Annotated in this window: 15 protein-coding genes and 4 pseudogenes; 9 read left to right on the top strand and 10 right to left on the bottom strand. The window is 69.4% G+C overall.

Annotation, left to right across the window (positions count from 1 at the left end; genetic code table 11):
- Positions 1-11: 11 nt before the first annotated feature.
- Both OHA03_RS39165 and OHA03_RS39160 read right to left on the bottom strand, forming a co-directional pair.
- A complete protein-coding gene (locus tag OHA03_RS39165) occupies positions 12-2,123 on the bottom strand; it encodes an ISAzo13 family transposase (protein WP_267007819.1) in 2,112 nt (703 codons plus the stop codon).
- Positions 2,124-2,178: 55 nt separating this feature from the next.
- Positions 2,179-2,583, bottom strand: a pseudogene (locus OHA03_RS39160) (transposase); the annotation flags it as partial.
- A gap of 488 nt (positions 2,584-3,071) precedes the next feature.
- Here OHA03_RS39160 and OHA03_RS39155 point away from each other — a divergent pair.
- Positions 3,072-4,301 (top strand): IS110 family transposase, encoded by a 1,230-nt coding sequence (locus tag OHA03_RS39155; RefSeq protein WP_267009629.1) that lies wholly within the window; start codon positions 3,072-3,074, stop codon positions 4,299-4,301.
- Positions 4,302-4,322: 21 nt separating this feature from the next.
- On the opposite strand, the pseudogene OHA03_RS39150 reads toward OHA03_RS39155, so the two are convergent.
- Positions 4,323-4,730: pseudogene (locus tag OHA03_RS39150) on the bottom strand (transposase); the annotation flags it as partial.
- 221 nt (positions 4,731-4,951) lie between these two features.
- Here OHA03_RS39150 and OHA03_RS39145 point away from each other — a divergent pair.
- The 3 genes from OHA03_RS39145 to OHA03_RS39135 all read left to right on the top strand — a co-directional run bounded on the left by OHA03_RS39145 (position 4,952) and on the right by OHA03_RS39135 (position 7,914).
- Entirely contained in the window at positions 4,952-5,332 is a 381-nt protein-coding gene (locus OHA03_RS39145) for a hypothetical protein (protein WP_267008745.1), read from the top strand.
- A 243-nt stretch (positions 5,333-5,575) separates the two neighbouring features.
- The gene (locus tag OHA03_RS39140; RefSeq protein ID WP_267008744.1) at positions 5,576-6,352 is read left to right on the top strand and encodes a hypothetical protein; all 777 of its coding nucleotides are present in this window, start codon (positions 5,576-5,578) and stop codon (positions 6,350-6,352) included.
- 470 nt (positions 6,353-6,822) lie between these two features.
- Positions 6,823-7,914, top strand: coding sequence for an NAD(P)/FAD-dependent oxidoreductase (locus tag OHA03_RS39135; RefSeq protein ID WP_267008743.1), 1,092 nt, complete (start codon positions 6,823-6,825; stop codon positions 7,912-7,914).
- A 90-nt stretch (positions 7,915-8,004) separates the two neighbouring features.
- On the opposite strand, the gene OHA03_RS39130 is transcribed toward OHA03_RS39135, so the two are convergent.
- Entirely contained in the window at positions 8,005-8,589 is a 585-nt protein-coding gene (locus OHA03_RS39130) for a helix-turn-helix domain-containing protein (protein ID WP_267008742.1), read from the bottom strand.
- 212 nt (positions 8,590-8,801) lie between these two features.
- Here OHA03_RS39130 and OHA03_RS39125 point away from each other — a divergent pair, with 212 nt between their 5' ends.
- The 5 genes and pseudogenes from OHA03_RS39125 to OHA03_RS39105 all read left to right on the top strand — a co-directional run bounded on the left by OHA03_RS39125 (position 8,802) and on the right by OHA03_RS39105 (position 11,753).
- Entirely contained in the window at positions 8,802-9,314 is a 513-nt protein-coding gene (locus OHA03_RS39125; RefSeq protein WP_267008741.1) for a methylated-DNA--[protein]-cysteine S-methyltransferase, read from the top strand.
- A 59-nt stretch (positions 9,315-9,373) separates the two neighbouring features.
- Entirely contained in the window at positions 9,374-10,102 is a 729-nt protein-coding gene (locus tag OHA03_RS39120) for a 2OG-Fe(II) oxygenase (protein ID WP_267008740.1), read from the top strand.
- Complete coding sequence (locus OHA03_RS39115) at positions 10,092-10,343, top strand: Ada metal-binding domain-containing protein (RefSeq protein ID WP_267008739.1); 252 nt, start codon at positions 10,092-10,094, stop codon at positions 10,341-10,343. Before OHA03_RS39120 ends, OHA03_RS39115 begins: the two co-directional genes overlap by 11 nt.
- Positions 10,344-10,440: 97 nt before the next feature.
- A pseudogene (locus tag OHA03_RS39110) lies at positions 10,441-11,293 on the top strand (IS5 family transposase).
- Positions 11,294-11,351: 58 nt separating this feature from the next.
- Positions 11,352-11,753, top strand: coding sequence for a hypothetical protein (locus OHA03_RS39105; protein ID WP_267008738.1), 402 nt, complete (start codon positions 11,352-11,354; stop codon positions 11,751-11,753).
- A 205-nt stretch (positions 11,754-11,958) separates the two neighbouring features.
- Here the strand turns inward: OHA03_RS39105 and OHA03_RS39100 are convergent.
- The 6 genes and pseudogenes from OHA03_RS39100 to OHA03_RS39075 form a co-directional block, all read right to left on the bottom strand.
- Positions 11,959-12,105, bottom strand: a pseudogene (locus OHA03_RS39100) (phosphoglycerate dehydrogenase); the annotation flags it as partial.
- Positions 12,106-12,250: 145 nt separating this feature from the next.
- The gene (gene rbsD, locus OHA03_RS39095) at positions 12,251-12,640 is read right to left on the bottom strand and encodes a D-ribose pyranase (RefSeq protein ID WP_267008737.1); all 390 of its coding nucleotides are present in this window, start codon (positions 12,638-12,640) and stop codon (positions 12,251-12,253) included.
- Positions 12,637-13,542, bottom strand: a complete 906-nt coding sequence (locus OHA03_RS39090; RefSeq protein WP_267008736.1) for a ribokinase — start codon at positions 13,540-13,542, stop codon at positions 12,637-12,639. The genes rbsD and OHA03_RS39090 overlap by 4 nt, the downstream gene beginning before the upstream one ends.
- Positions 13,543-13,581: 39 nt before the next feature.
- Positions 13,582-15,534, bottom strand: coding sequence for a substrate-binding domain-containing protein (locus tag OHA03_RS39085; protein WP_267008735.1), 1,953 nt, complete (start codon positions 15,532-15,534; stop codon positions 13,582-13,584).
- Positions 15,524-17,068: a sugar ABC transporter ATP-binding protein gene (locus tag OHA03_RS39080; protein ID WP_267008734.1), complete on the bottom strand. Its 1,545-nt coding sequence runs from the start codon at positions 17,066-17,068 to the stop codon at positions 15,524-15,526. Before OHA03_RS39080 ends, OHA03_RS39085 begins: the two co-directional genes overlap by 11 nt.
- On the bottom strand, positions 17,065-18,081 hold the full coding sequence (locus OHA03_RS39075) for a LacI family DNA-binding transcriptional regulator (RefSeq protein ID WP_267008733.1): 1,017 nt from the start codon (positions 18,079-18,081) through the stop codon (positions 17,065-17,067). Before OHA03_RS39075 ends, OHA03_RS39080 begins: the two co-directional genes overlap by 4 nt.
- Between the last annotated feature and the right edge of the window lie 190 nt (positions 18,082-18,271).

Below are 18,271 nucleotides of genomic sequence, written 5' to 3'. Positions count from 1 at the left end.
GCCGTAAAGAATCAAGGTGTCGGCGTGTCCTGCTCCGGTCCTGCGGCGGCGAGGAGTTCGGCGGCGGTGCGGTAGCGGACAGGAGTGGGTGGCGGCACGTATCCCTCCTCTTCCAGCAGGGGTCGTGTCTCTCGGATCACGTTGCCGACCGTGGATCGGCATACGTCACCGAGCGCGTCGGTGATCACCTCCATCGTGCACAGCTTTCGCAGGTAGAGGACGGTCAGCAAGACACGCTCGCTGTTGCCGATCCGCTGGGGAAACACGCCGCCTCGGGCACCGGCCTGGCGTTCGCCGCCGCGTCGCTGGTGCGAGATCCGCTCGGCCCGGGCCGCCTGCCGGCTCGCAAGCCGCCGGGTGAGGTCGTGCAGTTCCCCACAACTCATCCCGGTCAGGGCCGGAGCGGAAAGTCGTTCAATGATCGCGGTGCGGGCGGGGCGGACGTCGTGGTCCAGGAAATCTTGCAGGTCGCGGGCGGCCTTGAAGCGGACCGGCGCCGTTCCGGGAGCGTGCCCGTGGTCCTCCAGGACCCTGCGGGTGTCCTTCACCAGGTCGCCGATGCACGCGCCGGTGACCTCCAACAGGTCTCCGAGCACGTTCATCGAGCACACCTGCCGCTGGTACAGGAGCGTGAGCAGGACGCGGGCCGGGTCGTCGAACAGTGGCTTGCTGCCGCGGAGCTTGCCGGTGGCCCGACGGGCCCGGCCGCCGCGCTGCTCGCAGTGGCGTTGCTGGGCCCCGGCGGCCTGCAGCGGAGCCAGCACCGAGCACAGCCTGGCGAGTTCGTCGCTGCTCATGCCGGTTAGCCGCCCGTCGTTGAGTCTGCGCAACATCTCCTGACGGCGGTGAGCGGGTCCGTCGCTCTGCTCGCCGGTGATGCTCTCACTGACAGACGGAGCGGTGTCGTCGGGGTGGAGCGTGTAGTTCCAGCTTCCGTGCACGGCATGCCGTTCCAGCGGCAGCGCGTCAAACCGTTCCTTGCTGATCGCCACTCCGGTGGGATAGTCCCCGGTGTCGAGGGTGGCCTCGACGCGCAGGCCTGTCCTGGTGCGGGTGGAGGCGATGGTCTCCACGACCACGTCATGGCTGGTCAGCGGCCTGCCCCTCCAGTTGAGCGTGATGTGCGAGAACAGCCGGTGTTCAATCTTGTTCCACTTGCTCGTAGCCGGAGGAAAGTGACAGACAGTGATCGTCAGGCCGGTCTCGGCGGCCAGGGAGGCGAGTTCGCTCTTCCACACGCGGTAGCGGTAGCCGTTGGATCCGCCCGCGTCGGCGGTGATCAGCAGCCGTGATGCGGCCGGGTAGTCAAGACTCCCGCGTGCCTTCCACCAGCGGCGGATCGACTCCACCGCGAAGACGGAAGTGTCGTGGTCGACGCCGACGTTGACCCATCCGGTGTCTCGGGCCAGGTCGTAGATCCCGTACGGGATCGCCTGCTCGACGTCGGGGCCGGTGAAGAAGAAGTGGTGGTCCTCGACCTCGACCGGATCACCCTTGGGGCGCCACTCCCGCCCGGCCATGGGCAGTCGTCCCAGGTGCTCACGCTTCTTGGTGTCCACGCTGACCACCGGCTCGCCAGCCGCTTGGTGGTCCTTGACCTGCTCGTTGATGTATCGGAACTGGGCATCACGGTCGGGATGTTGGGCCCCTTCGAGGGTCTTGGCATTTGCCTGCAGACTGAACCCGGCTGCCTTCAGTAGCCGCCCCACCGTCGGCGCGGAGACCGGATGCCCCTGCCGTGTCAACTGGTCCGCCAAGCGACGCAACGACTTGGTCGTCCAGCGCAGCGGTGACATCGGATCCCCGCGCTCGTCCGGCTCGACCAGGGCCAACAGAGCATCCAGCACCGCAGGGTTGGTTGCTTCGACCACACGGCGGCCCCCACCCGGCGCCCGGACACGCCCATCGGCGAGCGGTGCCTCGCCCACCTCCAGCTCTTCGACCCCGCGGCGCACCGTGGTCTCGCTCATCCCGGCGATCCTCGCGGCGGCTCGCACGCCGCCGTGGCCAAGCAATCTCGCCTCGGTCGCGACAGCCAAGCGCCGCTGCCGCTCGTTCAGATGAGGCAGCAACACCGAAAACCGGCAGCCGAGTTGGGAAAGGATCTCCTGCGCGATCGCCATACCAGGCCAACGAGTCAACGAGTGCGAAGCAACACCTTGATTCTTTACGGCTCCAGTGAGTGCGGCAGCGCTGCCAGGCGGCGCCGGGCAGGGCGGCTCCGATCGCGCCCACCAGGCCGACGTGGGCGTCGGAGACGACCAGCTCGGCGCCGCTCAGGCCGCCGGTGGTCAGGGAGCGCAGGAACGCCAGCCAGCCGGCGCCGTCCTCGCTGGAGGCGACGTCGATGCCGAGGACCTCGCGTTTGCCCTCGTTGTTGACGCCGACGGCGACCAGGCAGTGGACGTTGACGACGCGGCCTCCCTCGCGGACTTTCTGGGTCAGGGCGTCGACCCATACGAAGGTGTAGGGGCCGGCGTCCAACGGCCGGTTGCGGAACTCGGCGACCCGGGCGTCGAGGACCTTGGCCATCTCGCTGACCTAATCCCTTGTTAGTGGCATCCCGAGGGAGCAGATGGGTCTTGGGGTGTTCGAGTGCCGGATCGTGACATCTCGGGGCAGCCGACAATCGACGCCTCAACGTAGACCGGGTGCGCAGTCCTGGTGCTTGTAGCGGTGGCGGACGCATGGGCACCGGACGGATGCCTTCCGTGACCGTCACTACTCAGCAAGGGTGTGTTGGCGCCCGTCGGTGCCGGGCGGATGCCTTTCACTGACCGGGCCTAGACGCCTCGTCCCAGAGCGAGCGACGCCCGCCACCGTCGAGCGTCAACACTCACTGCTTGATCACTCGTTGGTGTTCGTGGTGCGAGCCCGCGCCATGGTGACCTCTTGATACGCCCGAGCCCTCTGAGCTCCCGCATAGACCGAGGCCCGTGGAGTGAGCTGGTGCCACGAACGGCTACTGAGGTGGAGGACCAGCCCATGCGGCCGAGTCCTGGGATTAGGTCGCCGCGTGGTTCCGCATGCGCTCGTGACCAGCGCAGACACCCGCACACTTGGGGAGGAAGATCTTGATCTACTGCGGAATCGACTGGGCGGAACGCACGCACGACGTCGCCCTGGTCAACGACAGCGGCGAGTTACTGGCCAAGCGGCACATCACCGATGACGCCGCTGGCTACACCATCCTGCTGGACCTGCTCGCCGAGTATGGCGACACCGAGGAGACCCCGATCCCGGTCGCCATCGAGACCTCCCGCGGCCTGCTCGTGGCCGTGCTGCGGACCGGCAAGCGCAGGGTCTACGCGATCAACCCGATGGCCGCCGCACGCTACCGCGACCGGACGTCCGTCTCGCGCAAGAAGTCCGACCCCGGCGACGCCCTGGTCCTGGCGAACATCCTGCGCACCGACATGCACGCCCACCGGCCCCTGCCCGCTGACAGCGACCTCGGCCGCGTCATCGCCGTCCTGGCCCGCGCCCAACAGGATGCTCTTTGGAACCGGCAGCAGATTTCCAACCAGCTCCGCTCCCTACTCCGCGAGTACTACCCAGCAGCCCTGGACACCTTCGCCACCTGGACCAACGGCCTCTGCCGCCCCGAAGCCCGCGAACTCCTCAAGACCGCCCCGACGCCCACCCGCGCCGCACAGCTGACCCGCACGCAGATCAGCGCGTCGCTCAAGCGGGCCGGCCGCAAGCGCGGCATCGACGCCGAGGCTGAGCGGATCCGCGAGTTCTTCCGCGCCGACTACGCTCACCAGCCGCTGCTGGTCGAGGAAGCGCTCGGCAAGCAGATGCTCGCTCTCCTCATCCAGCTGGAGGCCAGCTGCATCGCCGCCGACGACCTCGCGAAGGCGGTGGAGGAGTCTTTCCCCCAGCACCCGGACGCTGACGTGATCCTGAGCTTCCCGGGTCTTGGCGTCCAGCTTGGCGCCCGGGTGCTCGCCGAGATCGGGGATGACCACACTCGGTTCGCTGACGCCCGCGGACTGAAGGCATACGCCGGCTCCTCGCCGGTCACTCGGGCCTCCGGCAAGAAGTCCAGCATCACCCGCCGCTGGGTCAAGAACGACCGCCTCAACCACGCCGGGTACCTCTGGGCATTCTCCGCACTACGCGCCTCCGCCGGGGCCGACGCCCACTACCGCCGACGCCGCGAAGCCGGCGACTGGCACGCATCCGCACAGCGCAACCTCTTCAACCGCATGCTCGGGCAGCTCTACCACTGTCTCCAGTCAGGCGAACTGTTCGACGAGCAGACCGCCTACCCCACCCCAATCGCCGCTGCTGCTTGACGAGTTAGGGCCCTGAGGTGTCTGGGACTTGGACAGTTGGGTGACGCCGAGGGTGGCGGCGAGTTTCTCGACTCGGCGGGTACTGACGCCCAGCAGGTAGCAGGTGGCGACCACGGAGATCAGGGCTTGTTCGGAGCGGCGGCGGCGCTCGAGCAGCCAGTCGGGGAAGTAGGAACCGGAGCGGATCTTGGGGATGGCCAGGTCGATGCTGCCGGCCCGGGTGTCCCACTGGCGGTGCCGGTAACCGTTGCGGGAGTTGACGCGTTCCTCACTCGGCATGCCGTAGGACGCGCCGCAAGCGGCGTCGACGTCGGCGGACATCATGGCGTCGGCGAAGGTCTTCACCATCTGCCGCAGCAGATCGGGACTCGCCGAGGCGAGGTTCTCCTCCAACAGGCCGGCAAACGGCAGACTGTCCGGTGCGGTCATCGTGCTGTTCTCCTTCAAGAGCTTCGTCGTTCTCGAAGGATCAGCCGGTGGCCGTCTTACGTTCAGGCTTCTCACCCAACTACGGGATCAAACCCACGATTTGGGTGGAAACCCGTACACCACTTCCTGGACGCAACCCCCTGCGAGCGCATAGCTACCGCGTGGTTACGTGGTTTGAGCGCCAACCGGGGCGCATCAGCGGAGGTTCTGGTTGCCGCAGCGTGGCCCGCGCCCGGCACCTTCCGTCGGACGTGGTGGACCTCCTCGCCCACGATGAGGACCGTATTGTGCGGCTCTTCCTCACCGAGTCCTGCGACGATGCCCCAGCGGACGTACTGCTGGACGTGTGGAGCTGGTGGCACGGCAGCTTCTCGTTCCCGGGACGCCCCCGAAACCACCCCAACTTCCCCCGGCACGACCTGCTCCGCTTCGCCCAGGACCCGGAACCCCGTATCCGTCTGCTGGCGCTCGACGATCACGCGTCGGATGCCGCCCTCGTCGAACGGTTCAGCCGCGATCCCGACGCCCAGGTGCGACGCGCCGCCGCCGACCCGCGACTGTCGCCCGAATCCGCAGTCAGGCTGGCCGGCGATGCCGACTGAGCCGTCAGCAGCTCAGCCCGGCGAAACCCAGCCCTGCCGCCGGAAGTCCTGATCCCCTTGCTCCTCGATGAACACCGCGCCGAAGACGCTTCCCAGAACCCTGCGATTCCTACAGCCGCCATGTACCGCATGATCGCTCTGGCCACTGCGCGCCCCTGACGCCCATGCGAACAAGCGACTGCCTGGGTCGGCCGATCCAGGCGAAAGCGACGCTGCGCCTGCGCTACTCACTAGGCTGCGGGCATGACGGAGCATCTCGGTTTCGGCGTGATGCTGGCGTGGTTGCTCGACCACAGAAAGTTGAGTGCCCAGGCGCTGGCCGATCGCGCCGGGTTGACGGCAAACGAAGTCCGAGCGGTGCTTGCGAGGGAAGCCCCCCGCGAGGATCTGCTCCAACGGATAGCCCCTGCCGTGGGTTTCCACGCCGTCGATCTGTTCATTCTCGCGGGGCTGGCCGTCCCTGACGACATGGCGCCGTTGGACGCCGCGGCCGAGCGGTGGGCACCGTACATCGTGATGGATGCGCTGCACCTCCCTGTTGCGGAACGTCGTGAACTCCTGCAGCTCATCCGCTCACTGCCGCAGGAGGAGCGACCTTCCGTCTTCGCCACGAAGCGGCTCGCACCCCTTGCTGATCCTGGCGGTTGGGTCATCCGCATGCTCCAGTACCGCAATCTGGGCTGGACGGGCATGGGGAAGCTCCTGGCGGTGGTATCGCCCACCTACCTGTCGGCGTCCACTTACGGTGTGATCGGCTCCGGCGGCAAGGAGTTGACGCCCCGCTCGGTGACAGACTTCGCAGCCCTGCTGGGGATCAACGCCGGAGAACTGGCCGCGCTGACGGGCGTCTACCTGCGTGAGGTGCCACCGCCTCCGGCCCCGGAGGCGGTGGACGCCGCAGTTCTGCTGTGGGAGGCGCGGCGCCTCTCTGCCGCCCAGGCAAGGCACGTCTCCGAGCTGGCGCGCTCCATGCGCGGGGACTCCCCCAACGGGTACTTCATCAACCTGCCTGGGTCATGACACCTGCTGGGCACTCGCCTGCGGGATCGTCCGTCGGCGTACGTCAGGGGAACCCCCACCGAACAATCGTGATCTTGCCCAGTCGGAGTGATCGACCTGCGCTGACGGCGTCTCATTTAGGTTGTCCGGTGATCTGCACGCTGAGCGGGGGCATGCCGGGCCGCTGGTCCAGGACGCTTCCGCCGCCGGCCGGGAGGTCCCAGGCTCCGTCGACCATCAGGCCCTGGAGCACGTCGGCGAACCCGGTCGGCTCACGCCCGTCGCGCAGCAGGGTCGTGGTGCGGATGCGGCGCTTCGCCTCCCGCGTGCCCGACGCGCCGCCGGACCTGGCGGCCTCGCGCGCCGCTGCCGTACCACGTGCACGGTTCGGATCTCCTTGAACCCGATGCGCCGTCGCTCGGCTGTCAGCAGACTTGCCATAACAGCAAGAAATCTTGCACTCACGCTCGGGGGGCTCGCAGGGTGTCCGTATGGATGAGACGGAGAAGAACAGCCTCACTGAGGCAGATGCTGTTGTAGATGTCGTGGTCGTCGGAGGTGGGGTCGCCGGGCTGTCCGGTGCTCTCACGTTGGCCCGTTCCCGGCGGTCGGTGCTGGTGGTCGACTCCGGGGAGCCGCGCAACGCGCCCGCATCCGGGATCCATGGACTGTTGTCGCGCGACGGAATCGCGCCGCGCGAGCTGCTGCGGGTCGGCCAGGAGGAGGTCGTCGGTTACGGCGGGCGGGTCGTGTCGGACAGGGTGGTGGCCGTCCGCCGTGAGGGCGAACGGTTCGTCGTGGACACCGCCGGGGGCCGGAGCTACGGTGCACGGCGGCTGCTGGTGACCACCGGGCTGGTGGACGAACTCCCCGATGTCTCCGGCCTGCGGGAGCGATGGGGTCGTGACGTGCTGCACTGCCCGTACTGCCATGGGTGGGAGGTGCGCGACGCGCCGATCGGAGTGCTGGCCGACGGGCCTGCCGCAGTGCATCAGGCGCTGCTGTTCCGCCAGTTGTCGCCGGACGTGACTCTCTTCCTGCACACCGCGGACGACCCGGGCGAGGAGCAGTGGGAGCAGTTGGCCGCTCGGGGAATCAGCGTGGTCGACGGAAAGGTCGCCGCTCTCGAAGTGAGCGACGACCGCCTGTCGGCTGTACGGCTCTCCTCCGGTCTGCGGGTACCCGTGCGGGCTCTGGTGGTGGCGCCCCGGTTCGACGCCCGTGGCGAGGTGCTCGCGGGCCTCGGCCTGACTGCGGTGGAGCACCCTATGGGAGTGGGGAGTTACGTGGAATCGGACGCGGGCGGGTTCACCGGTGTCGCCGGGGTGTGGGTCGCCGGAAACGTCACCGAGCTGTTGGGCGGAGTCCCCGCCGCCGCGGCCTCCGGGGTACAGGCCGCAGCGGCGATCAACGCCGATCTCGTGGCCGCCGACACCGATGCCGCGGTGGCGCGCCGGAAGGAGAGGCGATTCGTCGACGCCTTCAGCCCGGATGCTGAGGCAGCCGGCTGCGAGCGCACCCTGGGGAATCGCCGCCATGGACTCGACATGCTGCTCCACCCGGGTCACCCCACCGGTCGGTGACTCCCCTGCGCCGGCCGGCGGCGTGCGCTTCCTGCCGCCGGCCGCGAACAACCTCCCGCCTCGTGAGCGGGCGCGGACTACCTCATGCGGTCAGGTCGCGCGGGCGCGCAAGTGGGCACGTTCACCCTGCGGGCCGAAGAGGACGAGCAGTTCGACCGCATCGGAGTCGGCAGATCCCAGCCAGTGCGGTAGGTGGGTGTCGAACTCCGCGACCTCACCGGGTTTGAGAATCAGGTCCTGGTCTCCGAGGAGCAGCCTCAGCCGGCCGCTCAGGACGTAGACCCACTCGTGCCCCTCGTGGATTTTCAGGTCGGGTTCGGTGTCCTGTCGGGTGGGCGGGATCACCAGTTTGTGCGCCTGCATTCCACCGGCCCGGCGGCTCAGCGGCACGAATGTCATCCCGGATCGGCGTACCGGACGAAGGTGCACGCGCGGGTCCCCGGTCCGCGGTGCGCCGACCAGTTCGTCGAGCGGCACTCCGTAGGCGTGGGCCAGTGGCAGCAGCAGTTCCAGGGTCGGTCGCCGTCCGCCGCTCTCCAGTCGCGAGAGCGTGCTCTCCGAGATGCCGGTCGTCTCCGCCAGGTCGGCCAGGGTGATGCCGTGTTGCCTGCGCAGTGCGCGCAGTCGCGGCCCGACAGCGGCCAGTACGGTACTCAGCTCGTCCACATCCATCATCTTGCTGAAACAGCATGAACAATTGCAAGTGGACGAGCTAGGCGTGGCATCGCACAGCGACGTCGGGCCGTCGTGACGGGCCTCGTCGACGCCGTGCAGTCCGGCCCACGACAGCTCCCAGCGCGGCGTCCGAATACCGCCAGCTTTCCGCGCCCGAAAACCTCAGGCTGTGAGAGCAGAACGGAGACATCCAGACGAAGGGGACCGCGGCCATGAGGGTCCACACGATGATCGACAGCCCGCTCGGCCAACTGCTGCTGGTGGGCGAGGAGTCCGGCACCGCACCGGGTGGCACGGCGATCACCTCACTGTCCGTGCAGGGCATGAAGAAAACTCCCGTCGTCCGCGAGGACCGGCGGCACGACGAAGCCGCCTTTGCCGAGGCAGTACGACAGATCCGGGCGTACTTCGCAGGTGAACTGACCGTGTTCCGCCTGGAGTTCACGCCCACGGGGACCCACTTCCAGCAGCAGGTGTGGGGCGCCCTGGATGCCATCCCGTATGGCGCCACCACCACCTACGGCCGGCTGACCGAACAGCTCGGCCTTCCGCGTGAGCGGGTGCAGGCCGTGGGCGGGGCGGTCGGCGCCAACCCCCTGTTGCTGGTGCGCCCCTGCCACCGCGTGATCGGCGCCGACGGCTCGATGCGGGGTTACGCCGGCGGTGTGGAGCGGAAGGTGCAGCTCCTCACGCACGAGGGCGCCCTGCAGCCGACGCTCATCTGACGACGGGCGGCCACCGCCGACGGCGGCCCCGCGGCCCACCCCCCTACCGGAGCAGACCGATGAACACCGAGACCGACATCGCCGGCACCCGCGGACAAGTGGACACGGCCGACTGGGCGCACCTCGCCGAGGAACTGGACGCCTACGGATGCGCGCTCACGCCACGCCTCCTCACCCTCGCCCAGTGCGCCGAGATCAGTGAACTCTACGACCAGGATAACCTGTTCCGGACGACGGTCGACATGGCACGCCACCGTTTCGGTTCCGGCCAGTACCGCTATTTCACCCATGACCTGCCCCGGCCGGTCGCCGAACTGCGCGCCGCGCTCTACCCGCATCTGCTGACCATCGCCCGCGACTGGGCCGCCCGGCTCGGCCGCCCCGCTCCCTGGCCCGACACCCTGGAGGAATGGGTGGCCGTGTGTCACGAAGCGGGACAGGACCGCTCGGCCCAGATCCTGCTGCGCTACGAGGAGGGCGACTGGAACGCCCTGCACCGCGACGTGTTCGGCGACATGCTTTTCCCTCTCCAGGTCGTGATCGGTCTCGACGCGTACGGCACCGACTACACCGGCGGGGAGTTCCTGCTCGTCGAGCAGCGTCCGCGCGCCCAGTCGCGCGGCACCACGAACGTCCTCGATCAGGGCCACGGACTGATCTTCACCACGCGCGACCGCCCGGTGGCCACCAGACGCGGCTGGTCCGCCGGCGCGATGCGGCACGGGGTCAGCACCGTCCGCTCCGGCCGCCGCCATGCGCTGGGCCTGGTCTTCCACGATGCCGCCTGAAGCGCACACCCTGCTCGGCGCGGACGGACTGCCGTACCGGAGTACCACTCCTGGCACGCTCGGAGAACACCGGCGCGGACGTCTGTACGGCCGGCTCGACTGCCCCTCCGCCCTGCGGGCCCTCACCCGTGGCCACTATGTCGCGCACCGGGTCTTCTTCCCGGACGAGACCACCGCGATCACGGCCGGATACCGGCCTTGCGCGGTGTGCCTGCCCGCGACTTACACCGACCGGCAGTAGGTGGCGGAGCACGGTTGCGATGAGGGGTGGCAGCAGAACGGGCACAGGCCCGCGTGATCATGGAGTTCTCTACGCTCTGTGACCGCGAAGGACGACTGTGCCCGCGCTGCCATCATGCCTGCTTGAACCCGCCTGGGACCAGTTCAGGGCCCTGCTGCCCGATCGGGCCGAGTTTGTCCCCGACCATCCGCTCGGCTGCCATCGACGGCGTATACCGGACCGCGTCGTCTTCGACCACGTCGTCCAAGCGCTGATCCACGGCTCCGGATACGAGCGCATCTCCTCGCCCGGATGCTCCGACCGCACGATCCGACGCCGCGTCAAGCTGTGGGCTCAGATGGGGATCTCGCAAGCGCTGCACCGGATCGCCCTGGAGGCGTACGACCGCATGATCGGCCTCGACCTCGATGAAATCTCGGTCGACGGCTGCATCACCAAGGCGCCGTGCGGCGGAGAGAAAGCGGGGCGCTCGCCCGTCGACCGGGGCAAGCAGGGACTGAAGCGCTCGGTCGCCTCCGACGCGTGCGGGGTTCCACTCGGGATCGTGTCCGCCGGGGCGAACCGGCACGACTCGCCGCTGCTCGGCCCCACCCCTGGCAGCGGCCAAAGAGCAAGCCGGTGCGATGCCGGAGGCCGTCAACGTTAACCTCGACCGCGGGTACGACAGCACCAAGTCACGTGTGTTGATCGGCGAGTTGGGATTCTCGACCGAGATCGCCCGCAAGGGCGTGCCCGCCCCGATCCAGGCCGGCAAGCGCTGGGTGGTGGAGCGCACGCACTCGTGGATGAACGACTACGGCAAGCTGCGGCGCTGCACCGAGAGGAGCGGCGATGTCGTGGACTTCTACCTCTACCTCGCCGCCGCCCTCGTCACGCTCCGCATGCTCATTCGACGCTCGACGAGCCGCTACCGCTGGGACGGCCGCCCCACCACCCGACGCCTCAAGTGATCCATTTGCCGGTGGGTCTTACACCCGCTGGAAACAGAACCGGCAGAGCGCCTCAGCCATGGACACCATCGAGGACCGGAGGCAGGACCGCTCACCTCTGATCCCCGCCTCGGATCTCGCCGAACACAGCGACCCGCCACTACCGTCCCCGCACACCGAGGCCGAACTCGCCGCACTCATGGGGCTGCTGAAGTACCCCGGGTCCCGCATCGAGACCGTGTCCGTCGGCCACAGCCGCGACGACGCGTCCCGGGCAGCGGCCGAAACCTTCAGCACCGCCTGGCGGGCCGGCGGCGGAACGGTCCTGGCCATGGTCGACTGGCCCGAGTCGGCGGCCTCCTGGCTACGCCCCGCGACGAGGCTGACCAGTGAGACACCTGACGCCTGGGTCGTCGCAGCCACCCCTCGGCTTCGCCCGACTGGCCCGTCGCCTGCGCCGGAGCACCGACTGGGCCCCTGACCGTACGGTGGCCTTCGCCTCACTCCAGGATGCCCGCCTGCTCGCGCTCGCCGGAGAAAACGTCCTGTACGGCCTGCGCGGCGCGAGCGCCGACGGCGGCACGTGGAACGTCCGCCACGGCTGGGTGACCTCAGTGGGGCCAGCGGCGGCCGGCCTTACCGCCGCCCGGCCGGGGTGGCACGTCGGGGCTGGTCGCCGCGCCGAGTCAGGAGACATCGTCGCGAAGGGGTCTGCCGTCGAGGGGGTCGACGACACTCTGGACGGCCGCCAGGGCGATCCGGATCAGGGTCTCCCCGATCACCCCGGCCACATGGGATGAGAGCACCACCCGGGGAGCCCGGAGCAGCCGCAGTTCCACGGGGGCGGTTCGGGGTGGCCCGTACCCTGGGCCTCGGTGTCGGCAGCACAGGCGGCGCGGGTGCGCTGAGCTGTCGGACCGCCAGGACACGCAGTGAGGCCCGGCACCGCGTGCCGGGCCTCACTCGTACGCACGCGTATCAGAAGAAGACGCCGCAGCGCAGCAGCACGTTCGCGTAGGGCCGCGCCTCTCCGGTACGTACCACCAGCCGCGCCCCTGCCGACAGCACCTTGAGCTCGTCGTGTGCGACCAGCTCCAGATCCGGGAGGCACCCTGCCAGCAGCCGGGCGGCCGCAGGATTCGCCTCCCGCACCTCGCGTGCGGCCGTGGCGCCCTCGATCACCAGCTCGTCCAGCAGCCCTTCGAGCACGTCCGCGAAGGAAGGGATCCCGGCGCGGAAGGCCAGGTCGACGACGCGCGGACCGGCCGGGACGGGCATGCCCGCGTCGCAGACGAGGACCCTGTCGCCATGGCCCAGTTCGGCCAGTGCCCCGGCCAGATGACGGTTGAGGATTCCTGCCTTCTTCACAGCGCGGAGACCTCCTCGGCGGTCGGGAAGGACGCCTGCGCGCCTTCCCTGGTGACGGCGACGGCGCCCACCCGCACGGCGAAGGCGGCAGCCGTCGCGAGGTCCTCGCCCAGGCTGAGCCGCCAGGCCAGGGCGGCGGTGAAGGCGTCACCGGCGCCGGTGGTGTCCACGGCGTCGACCCGGGGGCTCGGGACCCGCACCACGGTGCCCGTACGGCCGTCGGCGACCAGCGCGCCCTGCGCACCCAGCGTGACCACCACCGATCGCGGGCCGAGCGCGAGAAGCTCCCGCGCCCAGTCCTCGGGGCCCGGCCCCGCGGCGTCGCCGAGCGTGAACCGGGCTTCGTGCTCGTTGACGACCAGCGGATCGCAGGCGGCGAGTACGTCCGCGGGCAGCGGCGCGGGCGGCGACGGATTCAGTACGAACCGGGAACCGGCGGGCCGGGTGCGTGCCACCTCGGCCACGGTCTCCAGGGGGATCTCGAGCTGCGCCGAGACGACCCGGGCGCCGGCGAGCAGGCCGTCGGCGGCCCGGATGTCGCCGGGGGTCAGCCGGGCGTTGGCCCCGGGCGAGACCACGATGCTGTTGTCACCCGACGGGTCCACCGTGATCAGCGCGACGCCGGTGGGCGCACCGCCGACCTGGACGCCACCGGTATCGACACCGGCCGCGCGCTGTGATTCCAGCAGCAGCCGCCCATGGGCGTCGTCGCCGACTCTGGCGAGCAGCGCGGTCCTGGCGCCGAGGCGGGCGGCGGCGACGGCCTGGTTGGCTCCCTTGCCGCCGGGGTGGACGGCAAGGTCGGAACCGAGCACGGTCTCGCCCGGCGCGGGTCGACGCTCGACGCCGATCACCAGGTCGGCGTTGGCCGACCCCACGACCAGCAGGTCGTAGTCGCGCATCGCTGTCCTCCTTTCACTGAGGTACGGGGGTGGGGCTGGTCAGGAGAAGTCGGCGACGTTCTTCTCCGTCACGACCTTCACCGGCACCTTGACCGTGCTGTCGACCTGCTTGCCGCGCGCGGCCTCGACCGCGTTCTGCACGGCGATCTTCCCGAGTTCCTTCGGCTGCTGGGCGACCGAGGCGTACAGGGTGCCCGCGGCGACCGCCTTCAGACCGTCGGGGGTGCCGTCGAACCCGACGACGTCGACGGACTTGCCGGCCTTGCTGCCGAGCGCCTTGACCGCGCCGAGCGCCATCTCGTCGTTCTCGGCGAAGACGCCGGTGATGCGCGGGTGGGACTGCAGCAGGTTGGTCATGACGTCCAGGCCCTTCGTGCGGTCGAAGTCCGCGGGCTGGGAGGCGACGACCTTGATCCCCGGGTAGGCCTTCAGACCCTCGGTGAATCCCTTGCCGCGCTCGCGGCTGGCGGAGGTGCCCGCGGTGCCCTGGAGGACGACGATGTCGCCCTCGCCGCCGAGCTTGTCGGCCAGCGCCTTCGCGGCGAGCCTGCCGCCCGCGACGTTGTCGGAGGCGACGAGCGTCGCCGTGTCCGCCTTGTTGACGCCGCGGTCGGCGGCGACCACCGGGATGTCGGCCTTGTTGGCGGCCCGCACCGCGGGTCCCACCGCGTCCGAGTCCACCGGATTGACGATGATCGACTGCATACCTGCGCCGGTGAAGTTCTGCAGCTGGTTGGCCTGCTGCGACGCGTCGTTCTGCGCATCCGTCACAGTGAGGTCGACTCCCGCGTCCTTCGCTTCGGCCTGCGCGCCCGCCTTCATCTGGACGAAGAAGGGGTTGTTGAGCGTGGAGAGCGACATGCCGACCTTGGTGGTCGTACCGGAGTTGCCGGAGTTGAAGAAGGACACGGCGGCGACGACGGCCGCCACGCACACCGCGGCGATCGCGATTTTCGCGGCTCCCTTGCCCCGGGGCCCGGAAGCACCGGACGAGGACGCCGACGACGTGGACCCACCGCCGGCCCGCCGGCGCACCGTGTCCAGCAGGACCGCGAGCGCGATCACGACACCGATGACGACCTGCTGCCAGAAGGCCGAGACGGACAGCAGGTTGAGGCCGTTGCGGAGCACGGCGAGTATCAGGGCGCCGATCAGGGTTCCGGAAGCCTTGCCGACGCCGCCCGCGAGGCTGGCACCGCCGATGACGACCGCGGCGATCGCGTCCAGCTCGTAACCCTGCGCGGCCTGCGGCTGCGCGGAGACCAGGCGGGAGGCGAGGACGATGCCCGCGACAGCGGCGAAGAGTCCGGACAGGGCGTAGATGACGAGCTTCTGCCGCTTGACGCGCAGGCCCGAGAGCCGGGCCGCTTCCTCGTTGCCGCCGATGGCGTACATCGAACGGCCGATGTACGTGCGCCCGAGGATGACCGCCGTCACCAGCCCCATCGCGACCATCACGAGGACGGGGACGGGCAGCCACCCCCCGAGCGTGTCGCCGAGCACCGAGACGGAGTCGGGGAAGGGGATCGGGCTGCCCTGCGAGATGACGAGGGACAGGCCGCGGCCGATCGAGAGCATCGCCAGCGTGGCGATGAACGACGGGAGTTTCCCGTACGAGACGAGGACGCCGTTGACGAGACCGCAGGCGATGCCCGTGGCCACGGCGAGGAGCACCGCGATCCACACGGGGACGCCCTCCGACGTCGCCATCCAGGCGAGTACGGTCGCCGAGAGCGCCGCCACCGAGCCGACGGACAGGTCGATACCTGCCGAGACGATGACGAAGGTCACGCCGAACGCGAGAATCGCCGTCACCGACGCCTGCACACCCACGTTCAGCAGGTTCTGAGTGGTGAGGAAGTCGCCGGAGAGCAGCGACATCGCCACTACCAGGACCACCAGGGCGCTCAGTGCGCCGTTGTCGAGCAGGATGCGGCGGAGCGCCGAGGCGCCACTTGCGCCCGTATTGCTCTTGAGCGTGTCAGTGGCCACGGGAGCCCTCCACTTCATCGTTCACATCTGGGGTGGTTGTTACGGACGGGGCGCTCACGGCGAGCGCCATCACCGCGTCCTGGGTCGCTTCGTGCGCGGGCAGTTCGCCGGCGATCCGGCCCTGGGCCATGACGAGCACCCGGTCGCTCATACCGAGGACTTCGGGTAGGTCGCTGGAGATCATCAGGACCGCATGGCCTGAGGCCGTCAGTTGGTTGATGAGCTGATAGATCTCGACCTTCGCGCCGACGTCGATGCCTCGGGTCGGCTCGTCGAGGATCAGCACCCTGGTGTCGGCGAGCAGCCACTTCCCGATGACGACCTTCTGCTGGTTGCCGCCGGAGAGAGTGCGGACGTGCTGGCCGAGGCCCGCCATCCGTACGCCGAGCTCCTTGGAGATCCGGGCGGCGGCGGTGCGCTGCCCCTTGAGGTCCACGAGACCGCCGCGGCTGGCCGAACGCAGCGTGACCAGGCCGAGGTTCTCCTGCACCGAGGCGTCGAGCACGAGGCCCTGCCCCTTGCGGTCCTCCGGCACGAGCCCGATCCCGGCGCCCATGGCTGCGTTCACGTCGCCCTTGCCCAGCCGCTCGCCGCGCACCTCGACGCTCCCTGCGTCGTAGGGGTCGGCGCCGAAGACGGCGCGGACGACCTCGGTGCGGCCGGCGCCGACAAGTCCGGCGAGTCCGACGACCTCTCCGGCGTGCACATCGAAGCTGATGTCGTGGAAGACGCCGCCGCGGGTCAGCCCGCGCACGGAGAGCAACGCTTCGCCCGTCTCCGGGCGTTCGCGCGGGTACTGCTGCTCGATGCTGCGCCCGACCATCAGCCGCACGAGCTCGTTCTCGGGGGTCGAGGCGGGCACCTGGTCGATGCTGCGGCCGTCACGCAGAACGGTGACCCGGTCGCCGAGCGCCGCGATCTCCTCCAGGTGGTGGGTGATGAAGACGATCCCCACGCCGTCCGCGCGCAGCTGCCGGACGATCCGGAAGAGCTTGTCCACCTCTTCGCTGGTCAGCACGGCGGTGGGCTCGTCCATGATCAGGACACGGGCGTCCAGGCTGAGCGCCTTGGCGATCTCCACCATCTGGAGCCGGGCGATGCCCAGTTCGCGCACCTTGGCCTTCGGTGAGACGCGCACACCGACCCGGCGCAGGAGTTCCTCGGCGTCCGCCTCCATCTTCTTGCGGTCGATCATGCCGAAGCGCCGCGGCTGGCGGCCGAGGAAGATGTTCTCGGCGACGGTCAGCTCGGGCACCAGGTTGAATTCCTGGTAGATGGTGGCGATCCCGAGCCGTTCGGCGTCCTGGGCGCCGTGGACACGTACCTCGTTCCCGTCGACCAGGATCCGTCCGCTGTCCGGGCGGTAGGCCCCGGAAAGCATCTTGATCAGCGTGCTCTTGCCTGCGCCGTTCTCACCGAGCAGGACATGCACCTCGCCGCGGCGCAGGTCGAAATCGACGGAGTCGAGCGCGACCACGCCGGGGAAGGTCTTTCGTATTCCCTCGATGCGCAGCAACTCGTCCTGGCTGCTCACAGGTTGCTCCTCCGGTTCGAAGCGGGCTCGCCGCACGACCTGCGTACGACGAGATGGGCGGAAAGGGTGACGGACTGCGGGGGCCGGCCCTCGATGACGTCGACCAGCGCCCGTACGGCGGCTCGGCCGAGGTCTCCGGTCGGCTGGGCGATCGCCGTGATCGGCGGATCGGTGTGGACGAACCACGGGATGTCGTCGAACGCGGCGAGCGCGATGTCCTGCGGAACCCGCAGCCCGCGCGCACGGATCGCGTCCAGTGCGCCGAGAGCCATCAGGTTGTCGGCGGCGAAGACCGCGTCGGGCGGCTCGGGCAGGGCCAGGAACCGCTCGGTGGCGCGGCGTCCGCTGTCCGCCTGGAAGTCGCCCTGACCGATGTAGGCATCGGGCAGCGGAAGCCCGTGCTCACCCAAGGCGTCGCGGAAGGCCTCCACGCGCTCGCTGCCGGTGGTGGTGGCAGCCGGGCCGGCGATGATCGCCAGCCGGCGGTGGCCGAGGCGGTGCAGATGGGCGACGAGGTCCCGCACCGCGGGACAACCGTCGGCGCGCACCACCGGCACGTCCACCCCGGGGATCCAGCGGTCCACGAAGACCATGGGGGTGCCGCCGCGCGCGGCGTCGAGTATCTGCGGGGAACCGCCGTCGGTGGGCGAGACGAGGAGCCCGTCGATCCGGCGGTCGAGCAGCGTACGGACGTGGTGGTCCTGCAGCTCGGGCCGCTCGTCGGCGTTTCCGATGATGACGCTGTACCCGAGGGCGCGCGCCGCTTCCTCGACCGAGCGGGCCAGCGCGGTGAAGTACGGGTTGAGTACGTCGCTGATGATCAGCCCGAGGGTGCGCGTCTGGTCGGTGCGCAGCGACCGGGCGACGGCGTTGGGCCGGTAGCCGAGCGCGTCGACAGCAGCGAGGACGCGGGCCCTCGCGTCGGGGCTGACGGACGGATGACTGTTGAGGACGCGCGACACCGTGGCGACGGACACGCCCGCCTCGGCTGCGACATCTTTGATGCTCGCCACTGCCGGACCACCTCCTGTGGTTTCCGTGAGCATCGGATCCGGAGGGCGGCGCGGTCGGCACCGACGCTCGTGGAAACGATTACACGAACGATTGGAAACGATTACATGCCCTAGAAGCAAGACCCTCCCGCCACAGCGAGACGCAACCGTAATGAAGCGATGCTCATATGAGCGCGACCCGCAGGGCTCG

This window comes from Streptomyces sp. NBC_00154 (assembly GCF_026342835.1).
Classification (GTDB): Bacteria; Actinomycetota; Actinomycetes; order Streptomycetales; family Streptomycetaceae; genus Streptomyces.
The sequence above is the reverse complement of the archived record's forward strand: the minus strand, read 5'-3'. Positions and strand labels throughout refer to the sequence as shown.

Coding starts and splice junctions, on each gene's coding strand:
- OHA03_RS39165 (WP_267007819.1), bottom strand. CDS start 2,123: ATGGCGATCGCGCAGGAGATCCTTTCCCAACTCGGCTGCCGGTTTTCG.
- OHA03_RS39140 (WP_267008744.1), top strand. CDS start 5,576: ATGACGGAGCATCTCGGTTTCGGCGTGATGCTGGCGTGGTTGCTCGAC.
- OHA03_RS39135 (WP_267008743.1), top strand. CDS start 6,823: ATGGATGAGACGGAGAAGAACAGCCTCACTGAGGCAGATGCTGTTGTA.
- OHA03_RS39130 (WP_267008742.1), bottom strand. CDS start 8,589: ATGATGGATGTGGACGAGCTGAGTACCGTACTGGCCGCTGTCGGGCCG.
- OHA03_RS39125 (WP_267008741.1), top strand. CDS start 8,802: ATGAGGGTCCACACGATGATCGACAGCCCGCTCGGCCAACTGCTGCTG.
- OHA03_RS39120 (WP_267008740.1), top strand. CDS start 9,374: ATGAACACCGAGACCGACATCGCCGGCACCCGCGGACAAGTGGACACG.
- OHA03_RS39115 (WP_267008739.1), top strand. CDS start 10,092: ATGCCGCCTGAAGCGCACACCCTGCTCGGCGCGGACGGACTGCCGTAC.
- OHA03_RS39105 (WP_267008738.1), top strand. CDS start 11,352: ATGGACACCATCGAGGACCGGAGGCAGGACCGCTCACCTCTGATCCCC.
- OHA03_RS39090 (WP_267008736.1), bottom strand. CDS start 13,542: ATGCGCGACTACGACCTGCTGGTCGTGGGGTCGGCCAACGCCGACCTG.